The sequence below is a fragment of the Pseudomonas sp. NPDC089554 genome (assembly GCF_050280645.1).
Classification (GTDB): domain Bacteria; phylum Pseudomonadota; class Gammaproteobacteria; order Pseudomonadales; family Pseudomonadaceae; genus Aquipseudomonas.
This window is the reverse complement of record NZ_JBNNVR010000008.1, coordinates 45,910-69,318: the sequence shown is the minus strand read 5'-3', so window position 1 is coordinate 69,318 and position 23,409 is coordinate 45,910. Positions and strand designations below refer to the sequence as shown.

Annotated in this window: 23 protein-coding genes; 11 read left to right on the top strand and 12 right to left on the bottom strand. The window is 59.5% G+C overall.

The window, feature by feature from the left end; translation table 11 throughout:
• Positions 1-25: 25 nt before the first annotated feature.
• The 3 genes from ACQKPE_RS04510 to ACQKPE_RS04500 all read right to left on the bottom strand — a co-directional run bounded on the left by ACQKPE_RS04510 (position 26) and on the right by ACQKPE_RS04500 (position 1,227).
• On the bottom strand, positions 26-595 hold the full coding sequence (locus tag ACQKPE_RS04510) for a hypothetical protein (RefSeq protein ID WP_427663577.1): 570 nt from the start codon (positions 593-595) through the stop codon (positions 26-28).
• 201 nt (positions 596-796) lie between these two features.
• Positions 797-1,003 (bottom strand): hypothetical protein, encoded by a 207-nt coding sequence (locus ACQKPE_RS04505; RefSeq protein ID WP_427663576.1) that lies wholly within the window; start codon positions 1,001-1,003, stop codon positions 797-799.
• A gap of 14 nt (positions 1,004-1,017) precedes the next feature.
• Positions 1,018-1,227, bottom strand: coding sequence for a hypothetical protein (locus tag ACQKPE_RS04500; protein ID WP_427663574.1), 210 nt, complete (start codon positions 1,225-1,227; stop codon positions 1,018-1,020).
• Between the two features lie 468 nt (positions 1,228-1,695).
• On the opposite strand from ACQKPE_RS04500, the gene ACQKPE_RS04495 reads away from it, so the two are divergent.
• The 3 genes from ACQKPE_RS04495 (at position 1,696) to ACQKPE_RS04485 (ending at position 6,494) form a co-directional block, all read left to right on the top strand.
• Positions 1,696-2,358 carry a hypothetical protein gene (locus ACQKPE_RS04495; RefSeq protein ID WP_427663572.1) on the top strand — a complete coding sequence of 221 codons (663 nt, stop codon included), beginning with the start codon at positions 1,696-1,698 and terminating at the stop codon, positions 2,356-2,358.
• Positions 2,359-2,883: 525 nt separating this feature from the next.
• Entirely contained in the window at positions 2,884-4,788 is a 1,905-nt protein-coding gene (locus ACQKPE_RS04490; RefSeq protein WP_427663570.1) for an ATP-dependent nuclease, read from the top strand.
• The gene (locus tag ACQKPE_RS04485) at positions 4,785-6,494 is read left to right on the top strand and encodes a UvrD-helicase domain-containing protein (protein WP_427663568.1); all 1,710 of its coding nucleotides are present in this window, start codon (positions 4,785-4,787) and stop codon (positions 6,492-6,494) included. Before ACQKPE_RS04490 ends, ACQKPE_RS04485 begins: the two co-directional genes overlap by 4 nt.
• Before the next feature lie 603 nt (positions 6,495-7,097).
• Here the strand turns inward: ACQKPE_RS04485 and ACQKPE_RS04480 are convergent.
• From ACQKPE_RS04480 to ACQKPE_RS04470, 3 genes are all read right to left on the bottom strand, one after another.
• The gene (locus tag ACQKPE_RS04480; protein ID WP_427663566.1) at positions 7,098-7,412 is read right to left on the bottom strand and encodes a hypothetical protein; all 315 of its coding nucleotides are present in this window, start codon (positions 7,410-7,412) and stop codon (positions 7,098-7,100) included.
• Positions 7,413-7,553: 141 nt separating this feature from the next.
• Positions 7,554-7,994, bottom strand: a complete 441-nt coding sequence (locus ACQKPE_RS04475) for a YqaA family protein (protein ID WP_427663564.1) — start codon at positions 7,992-7,994, stop codon at positions 7,554-7,556.
• A 145-nt stretch (positions 7,995-8,139) separates the two neighbouring features.
• Positions 8,140-8,826 (bottom strand): glutathione S-transferase, encoded by a 687-nt coding sequence (locus ACQKPE_RS04470; RefSeq protein WP_427663562.1) that lies wholly within the window; start codon positions 8,824-8,826, stop codon positions 8,140-8,142.
• A 139-nt stretch (positions 8,827-8,965) separates the two neighbouring features.
• Between ACQKPE_RS04470 and ACQKPE_RS04465 the strand changes: the two genes are divergently transcribed.
• The 7 genes from ACQKPE_RS04465 (at position 8,966) to ACQKPE_RS04435 (ending at position 14,571) form a co-directional block, all read left to right on the top strand.
• Positions 8,966-9,529 carry a TetR/AcrR family transcriptional regulator gene (locus ACQKPE_RS04465; RefSeq protein ID WP_427663561.1) on the top strand — a complete coding sequence of 188 codons (564 nt, stop codon included), beginning with the start codon at positions 8,966-8,968 and terminating at the stop codon, positions 9,527-9,529.
• 109 nt (positions 9,530-9,638) lie between these two features.
• The gene (locus ACQKPE_RS04460; RefSeq protein ID WP_427663559.1) at positions 9,639-10,613 is read left to right on the top strand and encodes a quinone oxidoreductase family protein; all 975 of its coding nucleotides are present in this window, start codon (positions 9,639-9,641) and stop codon (positions 10,611-10,613) included.
• Positions 10,614-10,634: 21 nt separating this feature from the next.
• Positions 10,635-11,564, top strand: a complete 930-nt coding sequence (locus tag ACQKPE_RS04455) for a LysR family transcriptional regulator (RefSeq protein WP_427663558.1) — start codon at positions 10,635-10,637, stop codon at positions 11,562-11,564.
• The gene (locus tag ACQKPE_RS04450; protein ID WP_427663557.1) at positions 11,565-12,494 is read left to right on the top strand and encodes a LysR family transcriptional regulator; all 930 of its coding nucleotides are present in this window, start codon (positions 11,565-11,567) and stop codon (positions 12,492-12,494) included.
• Between the two features lie 168 nt (positions 12,495-12,662).
• Positions 12,663-12,959, top strand: coding sequence for a YciI family protein (locus ACQKPE_RS04445; protein WP_427663556.1), 297 nt, complete (start codon positions 12,663-12,665; stop codon positions 12,957-12,959).
• A gap of 30 nt (positions 12,960-12,989) precedes the next feature.
• Entirely contained in the window at positions 12,990-13,910 is a 921-nt protein-coding gene (locus ACQKPE_RS04440) for an NAD(P)-dependent oxidoreductase (RefSeq protein WP_427663555.1), read from the top strand.
• A gap of 220 nt (positions 13,911-14,130) precedes the next feature.
• Positions 14,131-14,571, top strand: coding sequence for a hypothetical protein (locus ACQKPE_RS04435; RefSeq protein WP_427663554.1), 441 nt, complete (start codon positions 14,131-14,133; stop codon positions 14,569-14,571).
• Positions 14,572-14,582: 11 nt separating this feature from the next.
• Here ACQKPE_RS04435 and ACQKPE_RS04430 read toward each other — a convergent pair whose 3' ends face one another.
• From ACQKPE_RS04430 to lpdA, 5 genes are all read right to left on the bottom strand, one after another.
• Complete coding sequence (locus ACQKPE_RS04430; protein ID WP_427663553.1) at positions 14,583-15,320, bottom strand: response regulator; 738 nt, start codon at positions 15,318-15,320, stop codon at positions 14,583-14,585.
• 8 nt (positions 15,321-15,328) lie between these two features.
• The gene (locus ACQKPE_RS04425; protein WP_427663552.1) at positions 15,329-17,599 is read right to left on the bottom strand and encodes an ATP-binding protein; all 2,271 of its coding nucleotides are present in this window, start codon (positions 17,597-17,599) and stop codon (positions 15,329-15,331) included.
• Positions 17,542-18,189, bottom strand: a complete 648-nt coding sequence (locus ACQKPE_RS04420) for a transporter substrate-binding domain-containing protein (protein ID WP_427663551.1) — start codon at positions 18,187-18,189, stop codon at positions 17,542-17,544. The genes ACQKPE_RS04425 and ACQKPE_RS04420 overlap by 58 nt, the downstream gene beginning before the upstream one ends.
• Entirely contained in the window at positions 18,189-18,815 is a 627-nt protein-coding gene (locus ACQKPE_RS04415; protein WP_427663550.1) for a response regulator, read from the bottom strand. Before ACQKPE_RS04415 ends, ACQKPE_RS04420 begins: the two co-directional genes overlap by 1 nt.
• 289 nt (positions 18,816-19,104) lie before the next feature.
• Positions 19,105-20,505, bottom strand: coding sequence for a dihydrolipoyl dehydrogenase (gene lpdA / locus ACQKPE_RS04410; RefSeq protein ID WP_427663549.1), 1,401 nt, complete (start codon positions 20,503-20,505; stop codon positions 19,105-19,107).
• A 204-nt stretch (positions 20,506-20,709) separates the two neighbouring features.
• Here lpdA and cfaB point away from each other — a divergent pair, with 204 nt between their 5' ends.
• A complete protein-coding gene (gene cfaB / locus ACQKPE_RS04405; protein WP_427663548.1) occupies positions 20,710-21,894 on the top strand; it encodes a C17 cyclopropane fatty acid synthase CfaB in 1,185 nt (394 codons plus the stop codon).
• 19 nt (positions 21,895-21,913) lie between these two features.
• Here cfaB and cls read toward each other — a convergent pair whose 3' ends face one another.
• A complete protein-coding gene (cls, locus tag ACQKPE_RS04400) occupies positions 21,914-23,353 on the bottom strand; it encodes a cardiolipin synthase (protein ID WP_427663547.1) in 1,440 nt (479 codons plus the stop codon).
• Positions 23,354-23,409: the final 56 nt, after the last annotated feature.

The window sequence follows — 23,409 nt, the reverse complement described above, 5'->3', positions numbered from 1 at the left end:
TACCTCCTATGCAAGGCCGCGCTGCTCAGCGCGCATACCAGTGACCAACGTGCTGCCAGCCCGCAACGAACAGAGCATCGATGGCCTTTGCTAGCATGTAGGCGGAGTCAGGGTACGCACATAACGCCGTGCCAACGAGGGTCAGCATTGTCGCGACGATCACTATGCCGACCTGGCCTGCCAGCGCGTAGGGCAGTGTGATTTCCTCATGATAGCGAATGTTATCGAAGCACAGCCGCATATGCGTTTTCAGCACATTTACCTCAGATGCTGTGCTTTCATGCTTCTGCTGTAGCGCGCGTAGGTCCTGACGTAGCGAAGCCAATTCACGGGAATCATCACTGCGGAAATTCTGCATTGCCGTGGTGTTGCTAAAGGAGAACGACTTGTTCTCAACGGGCGCAGGCGTGGGCAAAAAGATCGTGCGTAGAGCTCGGATCTTTGCCGTGACCGCCAAGACGATGGTGACTAGGCCTGAGAGTACGGCCAGAAGCAGTCCGAAGCCTAACATGTAGTTTTTTTCGGCAAGGCCAAGCGCCATGAAGATCGCCGCGACCAGCGCTACTATCAGCACCATCCCTAGAACTGTTTTCATCGACCGCGCCTACGCATTCCTCTGGGCTGCAGTATGAGCAGCACCAAGCCAGGAATCCAGACTCCTCGCTCCGTGAGGCGGGTGAACCTATTGCGAGGCGGCACATGCCTCAGCCCACACTGCAGCAGCCGGTTGCGCGAAAGTCTGCTTTTGGCTGAAAGACGCTATTCGGTGTGATGGATCATCTTCCAGCAGCGACGATCAGTGAGTGCTTCCAAAGCCCATGCCGAACGCTTTCATCTGGTAGTCCGTTACAGCTTGGAACAAACCCTCAGCAATTAGACGTAGCCTTTCCACTTCCACCGCAGGCACGCATGCATTCAGCGCTTCGTGATACCGACGCATTGCTTCAACCGCTTCGGTGTAGGCTGGGTGATCGGGCGGCAAAATCTTGGAGGGCCTGGGCATTTGCGCTCCCCTTATCAGTTAACCGTGTAGGGCAGCTTGCCGGCTTCCAGCAACTGGAAGTTCACTACCGCGTCATAGAGGGAATCCGCCAGCAATCTAAGACGCTCTACCATCTCTGGAGATGCCCCTTCGTCTTGAGCCGTTCTGTGCGCCCTTATCGCTTCAAGAGCCTCGCGCAGCAACGATTCGCCAGCATTTGCCATGCCCTCTATGGTTCGCTTCATGCTCTGTCCATTTCACTGAATCAACCCAGTCCAGTATAGAAGGCTGCGGCAAGGGTCAGGGGTTCATTCCGGACTAGGAATGGTGGCTGCTACCAAAGCAATCCCTCATTTCTCAATCTTCGCGGAACCTTTAGGCTCAAAAAAGTAGGCCTAATCCCTCCCGCCAATCCCCTCTTCCCACACCTAACACCCGGCAGCACGGCGAGCACACCGAGCACGCTGAGTACATCGAGCACGGCGAGCACCGAAGAACCTACATAAGGATTTGAAATTTCTAAGTTTTTTAAGATTTTTATGCGCGATATCACGCAATTCCCATACCTGAACTAGGCTAAATCATGAATCTGAGTGGCCTGAGTCGTTCATTCACGTGCATAGAAATGCGTGATATGAGCGTGTAATGACGGTTTGCCAGCTTGGGCATATGCCAGGAAACTGGGCTCAACAAAAACGGATAAGGGCTGCGAAATGGCCAACGCAAAACAGTCAGCAAAACGTCGCTTAACGATGGCGGAACGTGCTCAACAACTCATGCAGGTTCACTTTCCCGATATCCCCGAAGCATGGCAATGGACTCGCAAAACTCACGACGGCTTCAGCACGATCCCACGGACATTGCCTATTGCCATGCAGATCATCGACGCACAGTCCAAGGGACAGCCTGCCGGCCACGTGCTGTTCTGTCTATGGGCGCGCATGCCCGATCATCCGGTCATCACTATTGAGAACCCCAGCACCTTTGCTGCCGAAGCGGGATTTCTCGGAGAGCGGGCAGTGGACACTTGGCGTCGCCGGATGAAGACACTTCGGGAGCTGAGGTTCATCACCACCAAGCCAGGTGCTTCGGGAGATTTTCACTACGTGATGCTCACCAACCCCAACGCTGCGGTCGAGTGGATGCGCAATAACGGAAAGGTCCAGGACGGCCTGTATGGCCGATTCATCGAGCGGCTGCCTGAGATCGGTGCCTACGGCGATATAGAAGCGGTTCGCGCTTACTGGGATGCTCTGGCCGCAAAGGCGGCAGCAGACGCTGAGGCAGCTAAACAAGCAAACGTGCCCACGCCTCCGCCGCCACCTGCCCCATCGACCAAAACGAAACGGACTGCGAGGGCAAAAGCAAATGCTTAGGAGAGTACGCGGCATCGAGAGCTTCCACCCTCCTCGGTGCCCCTAAAATGAAAGCCCTAGACCGACTGAGGGTCGAGTCTTGACTGGCTAGGGCTGTGGTGGCGCAACACCAAAGTGAAACATCACGAAGGAGGCCGTATGCGGATCGCTAGGAGAAGAGTCACGGGCATCGAGTGCACATCCACCCACCTGGATGCCCATCAAAAATGAAAGCCCTTGGCCAGCTGAGGGTCGAGTCTTGACTGGCCAGGGCTAGGGTGGTGCAAACCTATGAATGCTAGACCCCGCCAGGAGTCTAGCATTCATAGCTCATTCTACGGCAGCTTAGCCCTCCTGTAGCGGAGCCTGCACCTTAGCTCATGCAGCAATTCGCCAATCTTTGCGCCTCATTACGAGGGCCGGAGGAGTCTACGAAACTAAGGCGATTCTGGACTTCCTTACCTGCCGCTGCTTCTCATCTATCGGCGCTATTGCGTCGATCCGCCAGAATAGGGTTCCATCCGCAAATCAAGGATGGAGACCCTCATGTACCTGGCCGAACTCACCATAAAAAACTTCCGCAAGCTGCATGACGCCAAGCTGAAATTCCAGCCTGGGCTGAATGTTCTCGTCGGCCCAAACAACGTGGGAAAAAGCGCCGTAGTGGATGCACTTCGCACCCTCCTGGCCGGGCATGAGGAGCCGTACCCACGTCTGGATATCGCCGACCGTCATCGGCCCGCCGAAGGCGAACCTGAAGGCGATATCAGCTTCCATTTCGTCTTCAAAGATCTGAGTCACGACGATGAGGCCGACTTTATCGCGGCCCTCCAGCCCGCGGCCGACGGCGCCATGAATGCCCACATCCACGTCAGGTACACCGATGCCGACAAAACCGGCCGCTTCCGAGTAAAACGGTGGTGTGGCGATCACCAGGACATCCCGCTCACTTCGGACATGATGGAGAACCTACGCGGCGTCTACCTCCAGCCACTACGTGATGCCGCCCAAGGACTGCGTCCAAGCCGTAACAGCCAACTGGCTCGCCTGCTTCACCTTCTCACCGATGAGGATGGTCGAGAGGCGATCAACACTGCGTTGAAAGACCTCGATGATGAGTTGCAGCAGAACGAGGCGATCAAAAGCACCCATTCGGCAATCTCTACACGCCACGCCTCCATGATGGGGGAGCAGCTGGCACAGATGCTGGCCGTCGGACTCAGCGCAACTGACTTTCAACGCCTCTCTGCCCGCCTCTCCTTGACTGCTGAGTCCATGGAAATCGAGCAAAACGGCCTAGGCTTCAACAATCTGATTTTCATGGCAGTGGTGCTCAGCGAGCTGGCTAAAAATCCTGATGCAGCGTACCGAAGCTTGATCGTGGAGGAGCCAGAGGCCCACCTACATCCACAACTGCAGCGCGTTCTCCTGAGCTATCTGGCCGGCATTCCGACCAACGAAGGTGAAAAGCCGGTGCAATTGTTCGTCACCAGTCACTCGCCAAATTTTGCCAGTAACTCAAAGCTCGAGTCCCTAGTGTGTCTGGTCGAGAACGACGCCGGCGTGGAGACGTTCTTTCCACGTGATGTCCAGTTCGCGAAAGGTAAGCGGGAGAAACTCGAACGCTACCTGGATGTGACCAGAGCGGAGCTGTTTTTCGCCCGCCGCGTCATCTTCGTGGAGGGCGCGGCGGAGCTCATGCTGGTCGACGCGCTTGCGAAGACTCTTGGCTTCGATTTGCGGGAGTTTGGCATCAGTCTCATCAGTGTCGAGGGGCTGAACTTCGACTCTTTCCTGCCGCTGTTCGGAGAGAAAGGGTTGCGCATCCCTATTTCGGTTATCACCGATGCTGATCCGTTCGACGAAGAGGATGTTCCTGAACCTGCTGAAGCTGAGCGGCCTGACGAGGAGATCTTGGAAGAGCTGCTCGCGGAAGCAGCCTACCTAGATGAAGCATATGTGGAAAAGGAGGGTGAAGCTGAAGAGCTAGCGGACGAGGGTGCAGAGCCGAAGAAAGAGGTGAAGGCAAAGAAGAAGCTAAGGGCGGTCTATCCCGGGCTCGGCGATGTTGTCCGGATATCCAGCAACACGCTGAAGATGAAGGAGTCCGAAGATCAGTTTGTGAAGGTGTACCACGGGGTGAAGACCCTTGAATACGACCTGGCACTACTGGCGGAAAACCGGGATGCCATGCTGAAAGCATTGGCCGAGCTTCATCCAAGGATCTCGGGGGCGCTTCGAAAAATCGTAAATGCAGCACCTGACAATACTGCCAAAGCGAAGGCACTGTTCTGCGGGATGTTCGAGCGCAAAGACACCAGCAGTAATGTGCAGAAGGGCCGATTCGGCCAGGCGCTTGCCGAACAGATTGCTTCAACGCCGGGCTGCAAGGTACCAGAGTACCTCGAGAAAGCGATCAGACACGTTTGCCAAGGAGCGGCGATGCCATGAAGTTGTCCGATGAGCAGAAAGCGGTCATCAGCGCCCCATTGCAGCCAATGGCCGTCACGGCTTGCGCCGGCAGTGGTAAAACAGCCACGGCTATTAGGCGGCTGATCGCCATTCGGGAACAATTGGCCGACCACCGAGGCCGGGTCGTGCTCCTGTCATTCTCTAATGTCGCCGTCAATACCTTCAACAAAGGATACGCCGAGCTTGCATCTGGCCTGCCAGACGACGCCAATCGTAAGCGTGTCGAGGTAGACACGCTGGATGGCTTCTTCACCCAGCATGTCCTGCGCCCCCATGCCTACCGTACCATGGGAGCCAAGCAAACCGCTTATCTCGTTTCGGGTTCTGAGCCCTTCTTGAACAGCTTCCAGTACTGGAAAAGTAAAACAGAGCGCCCAATCCCGATCAAAGATGTACAGGTGGGTCTAGCGAATGGAAAATCAATGTTCTTCATCGACACCCATGGGGCGACGGAACAGCTTGATCGCGGAAAGGCTATAGACCTCATTGAAAAGCTGGGGCGCACCGGCGCCTATACCCATGACCTGGGACGCTACTGGGTTATTCGAACGTTGCTTAATCAACCCGCGATTCTGAGGGCATTGGCTACCCGGTATCCACACGTACTGGTCGACGAGTCACAAGATCTGGGTACGATGCACAAAGTGACACTGGAGTTGCTCATCAAGGCGGGCGTGCAGGTTTCCCTGATCGGTGACGTTAACCAAGGCATCTTCGCCTTCGCCGGGGCTGATGGCATTTTTTTGAAAAACTATGCCGATCGCGAGGGAGTGAAAGACTACAGACTTACCCGTAACTACCGCTCCCTCCCACCCATCATCGATATAGCCAACCGCCTCTGCGGCCGTCACGATGAGCCGGACAGGCAAGCCGGCCAAGGTGGCGCATTTTTCGTAGGGTACAAGGACGCCGAAATTCCTAAGCTGTTAAGCACCTTCAAAGGTTGCATCGGCGAATTGGGCATTGAGGCGACAGACGCAGTCATTCTCAGTAGGGGAACTGAACGCGCCGCCAAGCTTGCGGGTAAGTCAGCGGCACCAGGACAAGGAGTCGTGAAGCTATTTGCAGAAGCATCGTTGGCCCGGGATCAGTTGCATCGTTATCAGGATGCTTACCGCCTGGTGTGTAGCGCGGTAGTGAGCCTTATTGAAGATGCACCACCTGGGCTCGGTTCGGCTCTGCAGGGTTCGCCTCAAGATGGCTGGATGCTGAAGCTCAGGAGATTGCTGTGGGCATTTACACGCAATGCGGATAACGGACTACCGTCCTCGTCACTGCAAGCCAAGGTAGAGTGGCATCCGAAGCTCGTCGCAAATTTGCGCACGTTGCTTGCCCAAATTGACCAAAGGTTCGGTCTGACCACGGTCGCTACCTTCGGAAACATGATGGCCAAGAAGCGCCTGGAGGACGTCGCGCTAAATGGTGCTAAAGCTGAAAGCCATGGTTTAAGAGTTGAAACCGTTCACCAGGTGAAGGGCGAATCCATTGGCGCCGTGCTCTACGTCGCTACTAAGGCCAATATCATCGCATTGCTGGACGGCACTGCTACGGAAGAAGGCCGGATCGGCTACGTGGCACTGACGAGAGCGAAAAACCTCTTTTGGCTAGCCGTCCCTAACAGTTGCTTGGGCGCAGTGCGCACTGACTTGATCAACGCTGGCTTCGTCGAGGTCCCAGCGCGGTGACGATGAGCCAAACAGACTCGCTCAACCGATGTTGTCCGCGGCCGAGGAGCCACAACATTGGGTATCTACCAGGGTGCGCTCGATCTCAAAGATAGCTATGCCAAAGCTTTCTACGACACCTTACCCGAGGCTATTGAGTCAGGCGAGTAAGCGCCGAGCCGTGATCGCGGCGCTGATCGAGCAGTGCTGTTGTTTTGCTAATGAGATGCTCAGCTCGCAGTACCATGCAGAGCAGTTACCTGACGTCCGTTTGGCAGAACGCTTCAGAAAATGGACAGTTGCTTCTCCTACCTTTGTCGCCCTTTATCGCGGACTTTCAAAAAGCGGGGCTGGACATAACCTGTGTCAAACTATGTTGTTAGATTGTGATGCCTGTATTCGATGAAGGTCAGAAGCTGTGTCAATCTATGATGGCGCGCGGCGCACTGGCTCCAACCAGCGGGCCGAGTGTTTTTGAGGGGCGCTGTGTCAAACTATGTTGTAAGCCCCCAACTGGGTGGTCGCAAATAAAAAGAGCCGTGAGATAAGAAAGGGAGCCTTAGTGGCTCCCTTTTTTTAACTTCTCAAACGCACTGGCGAGTCTGAATCTGCCAGCGGCAAGCATCAATCGCTTTTTGGAATTGCTCGTTCAGCGGCTTCACTGAAGAGCTGGCGCAGTTTTTCCGCAGTTGCAGGGCTGACCGCCTTGGCCAAGAGCAGGCCATGCACAAGGCCCAGCCCGAGGTTTTTCGCCGCCAGCAGTTGCTGGACATCTTCAGCGTCGGCGATATCGGCGAGGTACAGGCCAAGCGGCTGCTCGTAGCGATCCTGCAAGCCCTCGGCGCGCAGTGCTTCGAGGGAGAGTTCGAATTGTTCGATTGCAGCATCTGAAAGGCTCAGGTGCTCAAATTGAAGAAGGTTCAAGCGATCAGTCGTCATGGAGAAATTCCGTTTCACGATCAAAGCGTAGACCGGAGCGTACCAGAAGGGAGCGGCTGGCAGGGCCACTGCCGACGTATTGAGTCGCAACTTCCATTTGTTCGGGGTCTGGCTGGCATGTCCTTTCCACTGAGGCGTGGCTCATGCGATTGCTCCGTGCACGAGGAGCATCAGCACCAGGTATCGACCGCCTTTGGCCAGGGTAACCAGGAGCAGGAAGCGCCAGAACGGTTCGCGCATCACCCCGGCGACCAGTGTGATGGGGTCGCCGATGATGGGCACCCAGCTCAGCAGCAGCGACCAATAGCCATACCGTTGATAAGTGGCCTGGGCTTTCTCGAGCTTCACCTCGCTGACCGGAAACCAGCGTTTGTGCTTGAAGCGCTCGACCCCGAGCCCCAGGCCCCAGTTGGCGAGCGAGCCAAGTACATTACCGAAAGTAGCGACCGCCAAGAGCACGACCGGGACGTAGTGCTCCGAAAGGAGCATCGCGACAAGCGCGGCCTCTGACTGCATGGGCAACAGCGTTGCCGCTGCGAACGCCGCCAGGAACAGGCCGACATAGCTGGTGATTTCAAACATCGTCCTGCTTACCGCCTTGCGTGACCCGCAGTTGGGGAAACGCGCATGATCGCATGAACTTCCTGAATAAACGCAAAACCCCCGTCTCGACGGGGGTTTTGCGTTGTTGCAGCAAGTGTTGGCCTGCCAGCGTCTTCAGCTGGTATCAGCTCTTTGGAGCCCCTTGCGCAACCATGGCGCGCCAGGCCTGAACGCTCGGCCGTGCTTGGACCTTCTCATGCCATGCGCGCAGCGCAACCAGCTCTTCAGGGACGGGCAGCTTCACCAACGAGGCGAAGATCATGCCGCCCAACACCGCGATGTCGGCCATCGAGAACTTGTCACCAGCGACGAAGGGCTGGTGCTTGAGCAGGTTGTCGAAGTAGCGCATGCCGCGGGTCGCCTTCTCGCCCATTTTTCCACCCCACTCGGGGTTCTGGTAGAGCTCGACCTTAGGCCCGAGGCCCGGGGTGGCGTGGTGGAAGTAGACGCTGACGGCATCGAGGAATTCGATCTCGGCGCGCTTGGTCATCATGTGGATCAGGCCCTTTTCGACCGGGGTTTCGCCCGTCAGGGTCGGGGTGCCGTCCAGAAGATCCAGGTATTGGGTGATCGCCGTGCACTCTGCGATCAAGGTTCCATCCTCCAGCTCCAACACCGGAAGCGTGCCCGAGTAGTTGATGGCCAGGAACTCAGGTTCCTTGTGTTCGCCGGTCCAGAGGTTCACCGAGATGAACTCGACCTTGGGCAGCAGCCCTTTTTCAGCCAGCGCAATGCGCACGCGGGCTGGGTAGGGGCCATCGAACCAGTCATAGATTTTCAATGGGGAAACATCGTTGTGTGAAGTAGCCATGGCGGTCACCTGTCTGTCAGTTGGTAGGCAAAGATTGATCCCGAGTTTCGCTGTTGTCAACCCCTACCTGTCAATTGGCAGGTAAGCCCTGCCGTAGTACTATCGCCCGACACGAACAGGCACCAGCGGGGGCTAGAACATGAGCGAAAATGCTCGAGAGGCCATCTTGGCGGCGGCGAAATCGGCCGCTCAATTACACGGTTACAGCGGTATCAACTTCCGCAGCATTGCCGAGCAGGTCGGCATCAAGAACGCCAGCATCTACTACCACTTCCCCAGCAAGGCAGACCTCGGGGCGGCGGTGGCAGAGCGCTACTGGCAGGATGCATTGGCAGCGCTCGAGGAAATACGGGGCGCCAATCCCGACTTGGCTACACGCCTACAGCTCTACCCATCGATCTTCCGCAAGTCGCTGATGGACGGTAATAGGCTTTGCATGTCCAGCTTCATGGCGGCCGAATACGAAGACCTGCCTGACCCGGTTTCCAAGGAGGTCAAGGCGTTCGCCGACGTCAACGTCAGGTGGCTGGCGCAGGTCCTGGCAGAAGGCGCCAACGGTGATGTCCAGGACTTCGAGCGCCGGGCACGCGCGATCTACACCGCTATTGCAGGCGCGCAACTGATTGCCCGCACGCGGGCAGACATCGACCTGTTCGATGACTTGGTCTTGAGCTACCGGGAAGCGGGCTTGATTCCAGCCTGATTGCCCAAATACGTGCAACACGTGCAGATATGTAGTGCACGAAACCTGGCTTGTTGCACCTGGTGCAAGGTGCGACCTTTGGTGCAAATGCAATCACTGGAGGTGAGTCATGGTCGATATCGTGCGGTTGGAAAGCTTTGGCGGTGCTGAACAGCTTCTTCTGGGCAGCACCCACGTCGGTGAACCTGCTGAAGGGCAGGTACGGCTCAAGCAGTACGCCGTGGGTGTGAACCCCCTGGATATCAGCCAGCGCCGTGGCGAGGTGAAGATCCCGCTGCCGTCCGGCCTGGGCCTTGAGGGGGCCGGCGTTGTCGAGGCCATCGGCGCTGGCGTGACCAACGTCAACGTGGGTGATCGCGTTGCCTACGCTACCGGCCCGATTGGCAGCTATGCAGCCGTCAGGCATTTCCCGGCAGAGCGTTTGGTGAAGCTGCCAGAGGATATTAGCTTCGAAGAAGCGGCGGCCGTGTTGTTCAAGGGCATCACTGCCCAGTACCTAATCAAGACCACCTATCCAGTGACCCAGGGCACCAACATCCTGCTCTATGGTGCTGCGGGCGGCGTCGGCCAATTGATGGCGGCTTGGGCCAAGCACCTGGGGGCGAATGTCATCGGGGTGGTTTCGAAGCAGGCGAGCGTCGAGCGGGCGCGGGCCGCCGGCTGTGACCATGTCTTCGTTTTCGACAGTGCAACGCTGGCGGCCAATGTCCAGGCAGCGACTGACGGCAAGAAAGCCGATGTGGTGTACGACCCGATCGGCAAGCAAACCTTCGACACCTCATTGGACTGTTTGAAGGTGCGCGGCCTGATGGTTTCCTACGGCATTTCCAGCGGCGTACCGGACCCTGTAGCGATAGGTACCCTCAATGCCAAAGGCTCGCTGTACCTCACTCGGCCTTCGCTGGTGGCGCACACGGCCACCGCCGAGGCCTACCAGGAGCGCGCGGCCGATGTGCTGGATGCCGTCGCCAAAGGGATCATCAAGGCCCATGTCGCGAAAACCTACCCGCTGAAGGATGCCGGCAAGGCCCAGCAGGACATCGAGCAGGGCCACTCCAAGGGGTCGATCGTATTGATTCCCTGATTTTCACTGCCGAGGTGATAGATGGACCCGTTCGACAGTCGTCACGCCGATGAGCTTTCGGCCATTCTCGCGCTAGCGGACCACCGAACGTTCGCGGCGGCGGCAAAGGTGCTCGGGCGCCATCCCTCGATCCTGTCCAAGCGCATCTCTGCGCTGGAAATGAGGCTGGGTGTGCGCTTGGTCGAGCGGACGACCCGCGCGGTTCGTTTCACTGACGTGGGAGCGCGTTTCGTCGAGAACATCCGCGCCGCAGCACGGCTGATTGACGAGGCGCAGTGCGAAGCGCTGCAAGATTCCTCCAGTATCCAGGGCACGCTCAGGTTGTCGTTGCCCTCGGCCATGGGGCGTATGTGGCTGAGTCCCTTGATAGCCGAGTTCGCCAAGCTGCACCCGCACCTGTCGTTGGAGCTCGAGTACTCGGACAGCTTCGTGGATATCGTTTCGAAGGGCTATGACCTGGCCATTCGTATCGGCGACCTGCCGGATAGTCGGCTGATCGCGCGCAAGCTGTGCGATCAAACGCGCATCCTGTGCGCCTCGCCTGAATACCTCGAACAGTGGGGAACGCCTGCGCAGCCCCATGAGCTGATGAATCACCAGTGTCTTTCCTACACCGGGTTCAGCGACTTCCCTGACTGGCGCCTGATCTCTCGGGGCAAGGCCGTCACTTTGCGGCCCAAAGGGTCGATCAAAAGCAACGACAATGAAGGCCTGCTGATCGCCGCCATGCATGGCTTGGGCATCGTCGCGGGCAGCACCTGGCTGATGGCCAGGGCCCTGGAGAGTGGAAGGCTTGTTCGGGTGTTGCCGGAGTGGACCTTCAGTACCGATGCAGGCATTTACCTGGTCAGGCCTTCAGCGGCCTACACCTCTGCGAAAGTCGAAGCGTTCAAAACCTTCATCGAGGCCCATTTTATTGCCAGGGCGCCGTGGGAGCGTGCGCAGGCATAAGTGGCGAGCATCATCGAGAGTGAAGTGATGGCAAAAAAACACAAGAGCGAAAACTGGGATGACTTTCGATATTTTCTAGCCGTCGCCAGAGCCGCGACATTGTCTGGTGCTGCCGAAAAACTGGGAACAGAACATACAACAGTCGCACGCCATATTTCAGCTTTGGAAGAGGGCCTTAAAATAAGGCTGTTTCACAAAAGTAATGCGGGATATGAATTGACGCCCGAAGGGGAGAAGGTACTGGATGCTGCAGAAAGTATGGAAAGCATCGTACTTTCTTATAAGAGTGAAGAGCGCGATGCGGGGCAGATTTGCGGTGTGGTTCGGGTCGGCGCTCCCGATGGCTTCGGCAGTGTATTCCTGGCGCCGAGAATGGCGGAACTGACAAAGCGCCACCCCAATCTTGAAGTTGAAATTTATGCGGCAGCACGGGTGTTCAGCCTCTCCAAGCGTGAAGCGGACATTGGTATCAGCCTGGCGACGGCTGAGCATTTGCGGGTCGCCTCCCGCCGTTTGACGGACTACCGGCTGCACATTTATGCCACTCGCCAGTATCTGGACGCCGCGCCTGCGATTCGAACCCAGCGCGATCTCGGTCGACATCCTTTCGTGGGATACGTCGAGGATTTGCTATTCGCGCCCCAGCTCGACTTCTCCACTGGGCTGGAGGTGGAACTCGCTTCGCGCCTGCGCAGCACGAACCTGCTAACCCAGGTGCATACGGTGCTGGGAGGGAAGGTGCTCGGCATCCTGCCTGCTTATATCGCATCGTCCTTCCCCGCATTGATGCCTGTGCTCTCGGACCAGGTCAATATTACGCGCTCGTTCTACATGCATGTGCACGAAGACCATCGCAAGGCCGCGCATATTCGGGAAGTCGCGAAGTTCATTGCAGAACAAGTGGACGCGAACCGAAGCCTCTTTCTTTGATTGAATTCACAACGGCAGCACCGCCATCCGTGAATTTTTGCACACCGGGCGTGTGTTTATCCTGTTGTTGAGGCACGCGCAGCGCAGGTACGGTTAATCTCGTCGAGTCAATAAGTTACTCATGCGTCAAGCCGAATACGTATATCCACCCATAATAATAGGTGCCGCATGTTATACGTTATTTACTGCAAGGATAATCCGTCTAAGCCTACCCGGCGAGAGGCGTTCTATGAGGCGCACCGGGCTTATCTGAAACAGGCCTCCCTCAAGATCCTGATCGCAGGCCCATACACGTCTGAACAGAGCGACAAGAAGATCGGCAGCCTGCTGGTAGTCGAAGCAAACACCCTTGAACAAGCCCTGAACTTTCAGCGCAATGACCCGTTCGCGCGTGAAGGTGTCTGGAGCGAAGTCCTTGTTCATCCCTTCCTGTTATCGATCGATCAGCTATCGAAACCCCGTTGATACAACCCTGTAGCGCAATGGAGAACAACAATGAAGACTATCGCTTGGATCGGCCTCGGTTTCATGGGCAACCCCATGTCCAAACATATGATGAACGCAGGCTATACCGTCAGAGGTGTGGATATTGATCCGGCAGCTTGCGAGCGCGCTGCCCAGAATGGCGTGCAGATCTGTTCGAGCGTCGCTGAGGCCTGCCAAGGTGTGACAGCCGTGTTCACCATGCTGCCCACCGGTAGCGAAGTGAAGGAGGTGCTGGCCGGTCCGAATGGCGTCTTCGCCAACATCGACCCGGGCACCGTAGTCATCGACTGCTCCACCATCGGTATCGAAAACGCGCGGTCGCTGCATGGGTCGGCCAGAAAAGCAGGGCGTATTTTCGCCGAGGCCCCGGTATCGGGTGGAACCGAAGGCGCCATCGCTGCCACCCTGACCTTTATGGTCGGGTGCGAGGACGCCCACGTTGACCGCGTCAAAGCGCTACTGAGCCCGTTGGGGGCGTACGTTGCCCATGTCGGCGGGCCAGAAGCCGGCCAAGCCGCCAAGGTCGTGAATAACCTGATCATGGGGGTTTGCGTCGCAGTGAACTGTGAAGCCACCGCGCTGGCCGAGCGCTTGGGTCTGAACTTGAAGGCATTCTTTGAAATTGCCATTCGCTCGACCGCAGACAATTGGACATTCCGCGTATGGAACCCCGGTGTGGGCGTGGTGCCAAGTGCACCGGCGTCGAAGGATTACCAAGCAGGCTTCAAGACCTGGCTGTTGGCCAAGGACCTGACGCTGGCCATGGACGCAGGCCGTGAAGTTGGCACCACGATCGCTACCGCCGAGGCTGCGCACGCCCTGTTGCAGCAGCACATGGAGAACGGTGGCGCTGACCTGGACGCCACCTCCCTGGTGTTGAGCCTGAAAACCCCTGCCGTGACGGGGGTTGCGCAAAAAGCCATCGCCTGATGCGCGGTAGGCCTTACCACCAGTGCACTTCTGTGGCCTGGGCACCTGTGCGCCAGGCCCTTTTGCACGTCGTAAGAATTAACGCACGTGATCTTGGGCGATATCATATTCGAGGCACTTTTCTTCGCGCCTACTATTTCGGCCAGTAACTGAACTCAACAAAAATCGAGTCGTTGATTGCTTGGGACACAACCCTTGCTCCAACACTGAAGGTGCTCCAATGAAACGTCCTGGTCGTTACCCTTCGCGGGTTATTTCCTTCATCAGCCTGTTCATCGTCATGAGCCAGGGCATGACCGCAGGTGCGAGCCCGGAGCCGCACATGGCCTCTCTCAACGCTGACCTGGCGGGGCTGGCAGGCCCCGGCGGGTTGCCGGAAAAGAGCGACCCCTGGACCTTGCTGGAATGGTCGGTGGAGGGCCAGCAGCTGGTGGTCAGGAACGACAGTCGCTACGTCGTTCGCCTCTATCGGCAGGTCAACGTGATCGCGGCCAACACCAACCTGATGCTGCCCAATACCTACATCCTGCCGGGCCAGATGCACAGGCTCGAGCTGCCCAGGGGCAGCGATCTGGGTAGCGAGCCGAGTGTGCGTATCTACCCCGCCAGCGCCTGCGGCTCTGCCGTCAAACCCTACGACGTAGTGCTCAAACGGCGTTGAAGCCAGGTTGCTCAGGCGCGTTCCAGGTTGCTCCGCAGTGCCTGCGCCAGTGTGTTCATTTCCTGCTTCAGGTGTTCGGCTGCCAGGGCCATTCGAGCCTCGTCTGCAGTAGCACAGGCCGCTTCGACCTGGATGCAGGCTTCGATCGCAGGCAGTGCCCTGACCAGACGCGCTCCGCCCCTGATGCGGTGGGCGATGTCCTTCAACAGCGTAAGGTCCTGGCCCTCGGCGATCGCTGCCAGCTCGGCTTGGTCGTTGGCGACGCTGGCGGCCAGGTCGGTCAACAGGGCATGAAGTGCAGCACTGTCGCCTTGCACGAGCTTTTCCAGGTAGGCCAGATCGATGCACGGAGCCGTCTCTGGCTGGGGTTCGCTGTCACTGGGCGGCGGCGCGGCAGGGGCTGTCTGGCCCAGGCACTGCGCCAGTTCAGGCAGGGTGATGGGTTTGAACAGGCAGTCGTCCATGCCCGCTTCCAGGCAGCGCTCTTTCTCATCCGGCAGGGCGTTGGCGGTGAAACCTAGGATCGTGCAGCGCGGCTTGCCGTGCTGCGCTTCGTCCTGGCGAATGGCGCGGGCCAGGTCGTAGCCATTCATCACGGGCATGTTGCAGTCGGTGATGACCACGTCGAAATGCTGCTCGCGCCAGGCCTGCAACGCCTGGGCGCCGTCCTGGGCATCGCTGACCTGGTGGCCCAGGTAGCCCAGCTGCTTGCCCAGCAGCAGGCGGTTGGTGGGGTAGTCGTCGGCCACCAGGATGCTCAGCGTGCGCTGGCGGGTGCGTTGTCGTCGGCCACCGCTGCTGTACTGGCGAGCGGCTCCAGGATCGGCAGGTCGAGGCGCATGTCCAGCCGGGTGCCTTGGCCCAGCACACTGTGCAGTTGCAGCTGGCCACCCATCATGTCGCACAGCGTGCGGCAGATCACCAGGCCAAGCCCGGAGCCGGTGCGGGCCGACTGGGTATTGCTGGACGCCTGGGTGAAGGGGCTGAAGAGTTTCCTCTGGTCGGCGTCCGAAATACCGACCCCGGTGTCTTCGACCCGCAGGCGAATGCGCAGGCTCTGCGCGTCGCTTTCTGGCAGCACCTGCAAGCTCAGGCTGACCTGGCCTTGGGCAGTGAACTTGATGGCGTTGCTCAGCAGGTTCGAAACCACCTGCTTGAAGCGCAATGGGTCGATCAGCACGTCGCAGTCGGCCTGCGGGTCGAGCTCCAACACCAGCGGCAGGCGCTTTTGTTTGGCCAGGCCTTCGAAGATACGTGCTTGTGGGCGCAGCAGCGCAAGCAGGTTGGCCCGCTTGGGGGTCAGCGACAGCTTGCCGGCTTCGATGCGGGCGATGTCGAGGATGTCGCCGATCAGCTCGAGCAGGCCGTGTGCAGCGTCCGAGGCGGTCTCGATGGCGACCTGGTCGGGCAAGCCCTGCTCGGCCTTTTTCAGGGCCAGTTCCAGCATGCCGACGACGGCGTTGATCGGGGTGCGGATTTCGTGGCTCATGGTCGCCAGGAAGGTGGTCTTGGCCCGGTTGGCCTCTTGCACCATGTCGAGCAGCTGCTGGCGCTCGCTGATGTCGATCCAGCCGCAGATCATGCCGATCACCGCGCCGTCGCTGCTGCGGTAGGGCAGTACCCAGTGGTAGATGGTCAGGCGCTGGCCATCGCGTAGGGTCAGTTGGCGATCTTGAACATGCGGGGTGCCCTCGGCCATGACCCTGAGGTACTCGGCGTGGTACTGCGCCGCTTCCCCGGGGTCGACGTCGGGCACATCGAGCGCGCCCTTGCCCATCACCTGCTCGCGACTGACGCCGAGCACGTTGAGGTATCCGCTGTTGCAAGCCAGTAGAAGGCCCTGGCGGTCACGCACGTAGATCGGGTGCGGGGTTTCGTCGATCAGCACACGCATGAATTCGAGCTGGTCGCCCAGCGCTTGTTCGGCCCGCACGCGTCGGCGTATCTGACGGCGCAGGTAGATGATCCAGGCCAGCGCCAGCAACAGCAGGGCACCGGCGACCAGGAACCCACGCATTATCGCCTCGCGGTTGCGTTGCCAATAACTGTTGTCGATGAACACGTCGTTGCGCCAGCGCGTGGTCAGCTCGCCCATTTCCTCGGGCGAGATGCTCAGCAAGGCTTTCTCCAGGATCGAGTGCAGTTCGGGGGCGTCGTGTGGGACGGCGAAAGAGAAGCGCGCCGGTTCGCTGCCCACGGTGCTGGTGATTTGCAGGCGCGGGTACTGGCGGGAAATCAGGTAGCGGGCGATGGGTAGGGAGTTGACCCCGGCGTCCACCTGGCCCTTGGCGACCCGTTCCATCACCTCGGCCGCGCTGTCCACCAGGGTGATGCGGATGTTCGGGAAGCGTTGGGCGAGGGTTTCGGCAAGGTAGTTGCCGCGGATCAAGGCCAGGCTTTTGCCGCCGAGTTCTTCCAGGGTTTGCGGGCTACCGGCGGCCTTGCGGCTGATCAGCACGAAGGCGCTGTTGAGGTAGGGTCGGGTGAAACGCAGGTCGTTGGTGCGCTCGTTGCTGGGGGTGAGGGCGGCAATCAGTTGCGCCTTGCCGCTGCGCAGGTCTTCGAGTTCCTGGGCGAGAGAGGAAGCCTTGCGTATTTCGAATTGCAGGCCGGTGCGCAAGGCCACCTTGGCCAGCAGGTCGACGGCGACGCCCTGGGCCTCGCCTCGTTCGTTGAAGAAGGTGATGGGCCGGAAGTTCTCCACCGCCACCACCGTGACCCGCGGGTGGGCCTGCATCCAGCGGTCTTCGCGTTCGTCGAAGTTCAGCAGGTGTTGCCCCGGGATGCTCATGTCGAACGCGCCCCAGCGCCGAAGGATGGCGATGCGCTCGCTGTGGGGAATGGCCTCCAAGGCCTGGTCGAGCAGGCGCAACAGCCGGGTTTGCGGTGTTGCCACGGCGAAGGCGAAGCGTGTGCCTTCAAGGCCGGCGAAATCGGTCAGCCGTATGTTGTTCAGGTAGTTGCGGCTTATCAGGTAGTTGGCGCTGATGGCATCGCCCAGGTACACGTCGGCCTTGCCGAACGCCACCGCATTGATGGCCTCGATGGTCGAGGGGTAGAGCTGCAGGGGGGGGTTGGGTAGGCCTCGCGTACCTGGTCGGCGGGCAGGTAGTGGTTGAGCATGGCGATGGTCTTGCCAGACATTTCTGCGACTTGCGGGGTGTTGTCATCGGTGCGCGTGACGAGGATCGGCTGGTCGTCGCTGTAGGGCTTGGACAGCGTGATGCCGGGGTCGTCATCCTCGAAACCGTTGGCCGTGCTCAGCAGGTCGATCTCGCCGCGCTTGAGGGCATCGATCAGCGCTGTTCGCGAGTCGTAGCGGTGAATGCTCAACTGCACGTGCAGCAACTGCGCCACCAACGCGGCGTAGTCGGCGGAAAGGCCTTCGTACTGGTGGTCGCTGGTAAGGTCGAATGGCGGGTAGTCCGGTGCCGAGATGCCCAGGCGCAGCGTGCCTCTGGCGCGTAGCCAGTGGGCATCGTCCTGGGTCAGGTCGAGCTGGTAGCCCGTTACCTGCGAGCGTCCAAGCAGGCGCAGGGCGTCGTCCTCGGCGAACACCCCTGTGGAGCCTGTCAGTAGCAGCAAGGCTGCCAGGCACACGTTTACGAGTGGTTTCATCAAATAAGGTTGTTGCGTTTGGCGAATTCGGACAGGTGTACCAGCGATTTCAACTTCAGTTTGTCGATAATTCTGGCCTTGTAGGTGCTGATGGTCTTGCTGCTTAGCAGCATCTTGTCGGCGATTTCCTGGTTGCTGAAGCCGTTGGCGAGCTGCTGGAAGATCGACAGCTCGCGGTCGGACAGGCCCTGGATCATTGTGGTTTCGCTGGCATAGGCGTCATCGTGGCGCACCGAGCTCATGGCCAGGTCGGGGAAGAAGGTGTAGCCGGCCTTGATCGCATCGATGGCCTTTACCAGTTCATCGAGGTCGTCGCCCTTGGACACATAGCCGCTGGCGCCTGCACGCATGCAACGCATGGAGAAGAACGTGGCGCACAGGGAAGTGAGGATTATTACCTTGGTCGGCAGGCGCAGGTCGGTGAAGCGACCCAGGGCACCCAGCCCATCGACCCCCGGCATGGAGATATCGAGGACCATCAGGTCGGGCTTGTGCTCGCGGGCAAGCTGCACGGCATCTGCACCATTACCCGCCTCGGCGACGATCTGATAATGCTGTTGCTTGAGCACCATTCGGACTGCTGAGCGGATGAAAGGGTGATCGTCCACAATCATTGCATTGAGCATCATGGCCTCGAAGGAAGGATGTGGATTCGCTGGCGCGTGGCAGGCGGCAAGGGTTGCCCGATAAACGAAAAGTATACGGAAGGCGGCAGGACACCAGCAATTTATGGCAAACCGGGTGCTGGAAAGTGTCGATGTATCTGGCGGGTCAATTAGTTGATTGCCCACACGGCTTAAAGAAAATTCCTCACATTCCAGGCGCCCTGCTGGGACATGGGGTTAAGCGATAGCCGACGGCGGCACCGACCTTTACGCTTGGAATGCCGCGCAGAGGTCGATGCATTCAGCGGTTTCAGATCTGCATGGCCATCCCTTCGACGTTCATTGCTGCCTGGCGCAAGGCTTCGGAACGGGTCGGGTGGGGGTGGCAGGTGAGGGCGATGTCTTCGGCCGAGGCGCTGAACTCCATGGCCACGCAGAACTCGCCGATCATCTCGCTGACGCTCGGGCCCACCAGGTGTACGCCCAGCACCTCGTCAGTATTGGCATCGGCCAGCACCTTGGCGAAGCCTTCGGTCTCGTGGTTGATCTTGGCGCGGCTGTTGGCGGTGAAGGGGAACTTGCCGACCTTGTACGCACGGCCTTCGGCCTTGAGCTGCTCTTCGGTCTTGCCCACGCTGGCCAGTTCCGGGCGGGTATAGATGACACCGGGAATCAGGTTGTAGTTGACCTCGTGGGCCTTGCCGGCAATGCGCTCGATGCACGATACCGCTTCGTCCTCGGCCTTGTGCGCGAGCATCGGGCCGGAGGTGACATCGCCGATCACCCAGATGCCGGGTACTGTGCTGCGGTGGTGGTCGTTGGCCAGCATGCCGCGCTTGTCGGTCTCGAGGCCCACGCTTTCCAGGTTCAGGCCCTTTGTGTACGGGCGACGGCCGATGGCCACCAGCACGTAGTCGGCTTGCAGGGTTTCGGCAGCACCGCCGGCGGCCGGCTCCAGGGTGAGGCTGACGCTGTCGGCGCTGCTGGTGGCCTGGGTCACCTTGCTGCCCAGCTTGAATTTCATGCCTTGCTTGGCCAGGGCTTTTTGCAGGGTCTTGGCGGTTTCTTCGTCGGTGCCGGGGCAGATGCGGTCCAGGTACTCGATGACCGTCACTTCGCTGCCCAGGCGGCGCCATACCGAGCCCAGTTCCAGGCCGATGACGCCCGCGCCGATCACCACCAAGTGCTTGGGGACCTGGGGCAGGGCGAGGGCGCCGGTGGAATCGATGATGCGCTGGTTGTCGAGGGTCACGCCCGGCAGCGGGGTGGGCTCGGAGCCGGTGGCGATGATGATGTCCTTGGCTTGCAGGGTGCTTTCGCTGCCGTCCTCGGCCTTGACGACGACCTTGCCGACGCCATCCAGGCGGCCCCAACCCTTGACCCAGTCGACCTTGTTCTTGCGGAACAGGAATTCGATGCCCTTGGTCAGCCCGGTCACGCTTTCATCTTTCTGTTTCATCATCTGGGCCAGGTTCAGGGTCGGCTTGACCTCGATGCCCAGATGGGCGAACTCGCTCCCGCTGGCGGCCTCGAAAAGCTCGGATGCGTGCAGTAGCGCCTTGGAGGGCATGCAGCCGACGTTCAGGCAAGTGCCGCCGAGGGTCGAGCGACCTTCCACGCAGGCGACGCTCAGGCCCAGCTGGCCTGCACGAATGGCCGCGTTATAGCCGCCGGGGCCGCCGCCGATGATCACCACATCATAGGATTTCATGGGTTTCACTCCAGGGAGAAAAAAGCGCAAGAGGGGCACAAGATAGTGGTTGCCTGGTGGATTGTATACAATCCATCGTGTAAGCCTGTTTCGATAGTTCTAGACTATGGTCGCGATAAACGGAAACTTCGCACGGATGAACTACCCTCTTGCGGTGGCGCTCGAAATGTCAGGGGGCCCCGATCATGAAACGGAGGGTCATCCATGCTTGCGCAACTTCCACCAGCGTTGCAAAGCTTGCAATTGCCTTTACGACTCAAGCTGTGGGACGGCAACCAGTTCGATCTAGGGCCGAGCCCGCAGGTCACCATTCTGGTCAAGGAGCCGCAGCTGATTGCCCAGCTGACCCATCCGAGCATGGATGCATTGGGCGCTGCCTTCGTCGAGGGCAAACTTGAACTGGAAGGTAATATCGGCGAAGTCATCCGCGTGTGCGACGAGCTCAGCGAAGCCTTGCTCGCTGGCGAAGACGACGTGCTGCCGGTGCGTACCGCCCACGACAAGCGCACCGACGCCGAAGCCATCTCCTACCACTACGACCTTTCCAACGACTTCTACCAGCTCTGGCTCGACCCGGACATGGCCTATTCCTGTGCCTACTTCAAGGAGCCCGACAACACCCTGGCCCAGGCCCAGCAGGACAAGTTCGACCACCTATGCCGCAAGCTGCGCTTGCAGGCCGACGACTACCTGCTGGATGTCGGTTGCGGTTGGGGCGGCCTGGCGCGTTTCGCTGCGCGTGAATATGGCGCCAAGGTGTTCGGCATTACCCTGAGCAAGCAGCAGCTGGCGCTGGCACGCCAGCGCGTGGCGGAAGAAGGCCTGGCCGACAGGGTCGACCTGCAGATCCTCGACTACCGCGACCTGCCCCAGGATGGCCGCTTCGACAAGGTGGTGAGCGTGGGCATGTTCGAGCACGTGGGGCACGCCAACCTCAAGCTGTATAGCCAGAAGCTGTTCGGCGCAGTGCGTGAAGGCGGCCTGGTGATGAACCATGGCATTACCGCCAAGCATGTCGATGGCCGGCCAGTCGGGCGTGGGGCAGGGGAGTTCATCGAGCGCTACGTGTTCCCCCATGGCGAGCTGCCGCATATCTCGATGATCAGCGCCAGTGTCTGCGAGGCGGGCCTCGAGGTGGTGGATGTCGAGAGCCTGCGCCTGCACTACGCCAAGACCCTCAACCACTGGAGCGAGAACCTCGAGAACCAGCTGCACAAGGCGGCGACCCTGGTGCCGGAGAAGGCCCTGCGTATCTGGCGTTTGTACCTGGCTGGCTGCGCTTATGCCTTCACCAAGGGGTGGATCAACCTGCACCAGATCCTGGCGGTGAAGCCCTATGCCGATGGGCATCATGACCTGCCGTGGACGCGTGAGGATTTGTATCGGTAGTTGGCAGGGACCGACACATTCACAGAATGGGAGAAATCAGCCGCGCGATGCGCATCCCCAGTTGCTGCAAGCGATGCGTATCCCGGCTGTCCTCCGCGGTAATCTCCCGCGACTGCTCGAAGTCTTCCTCCAGCATGCGCTCGACCTGGTCAGCAAAGGCTCGGTCGATGGTCAGCAGGGTGATCTCGAAATTCAGGCGGAACGAGCGGTTGTCGAGGTTGGCACTGCCAATCGCGCTGACTTCATCGTCCACCAGCACCACCTTCTGATGCAGGAAGCCTGGTTGGTAGCGGAACATGCGCACACCGGCGCGCACCGCCTCGAAGGCGAACAGGCTGGAGGCGGCATAGACGATGCGGTGGTCTGGCCGCGAGGGAATCAGCACACGTACATCCACCCCACGTAGCGCAGCCAGGCGCAGCGCGGCGAATACCGCTTCGTCGGGGATGAAATACGGGCTGGTGATCCACACGCGGCGGTTGGCCGAGTGGATGGCCTCGAGGAAGAACAACGCACAGGTTTCCTGCGGGTCGGCCGGGCCGCTGGCCATTACCTGGCACAGCACGCCGTTTTCCGGGTAGGTGTCTGGCAGAATCAGCGGCGGCAGTTCGCGGGCCGCCCAGTACCAGTCCTCGGCGAAAGACTCCTGCAGGCAGGCCAGCGCCGGGCCGCTGACCTGTACATGGGTGTCGCGCCAGGGCGAGAGCCGCGGGTTTGCACCCAGGTATTCATCACCGACGTTGTGGCCGCCGACAAAGCCCAGCAGGCCATCCACCACGACAATCTTGCGATGGTTGCGAAAGTTGACCTGGAAGCGGTTGAACCAGCCGCGACGGGTGGCAAAGGCGTGTATCTGTACGCCGCCATCGCGCAGTACCTGGGCGTAGCTGGCGGGCAGGGCGTGGCTGCCGACGCTGTCGTACAGCACGAACACCTTCACCCCTTCGGCCGCCTTGCGCAGCAGCAACTGTTGCAGCTCACGGCCGAGCGCATCGTCGTGGATGATGAAGAACTGTACCAGCACGGTGTCCCGCGCCTCGCCGATGGCGGCGAAGATGGCATGGAAGGTGGCCTCGCCATTGACTAGCAGCTTGACCTCGTTGTTGGCCAGGCACGGCATGCGGCTTAGCTTGGGCATCGCCCGCAGCGCCGCATAGCTTTGCGACTCGCGGGCGGCGAGTGCTTCTTCGACCCAGGGGCGCCAGTTCAGGTTGGCCATGGCCACGTGCATTTCCTGATTGGCCTGGCGGCGGGCCTGGATATAGGCAGAAAACGAGCGGGCGCCGAATACCAGGTAGGGGATGAGCGTGAGGTAGGGCACGAAGAACAGCGACATTGCCCAGGCGATCGACCCCTGGGCGGTACGCACAGTGAACAGGGCATGCAGCGCGGCGATGCCACCGAGCAAGTGAATCAGGCCGAGCAAATAGCCGAAGAAATACGGGCTGTGGTAATCCATACGCATCCTGCTTACCAAAGGCACAGATGCCTAACAGACCATGTTCATGGGCAGGC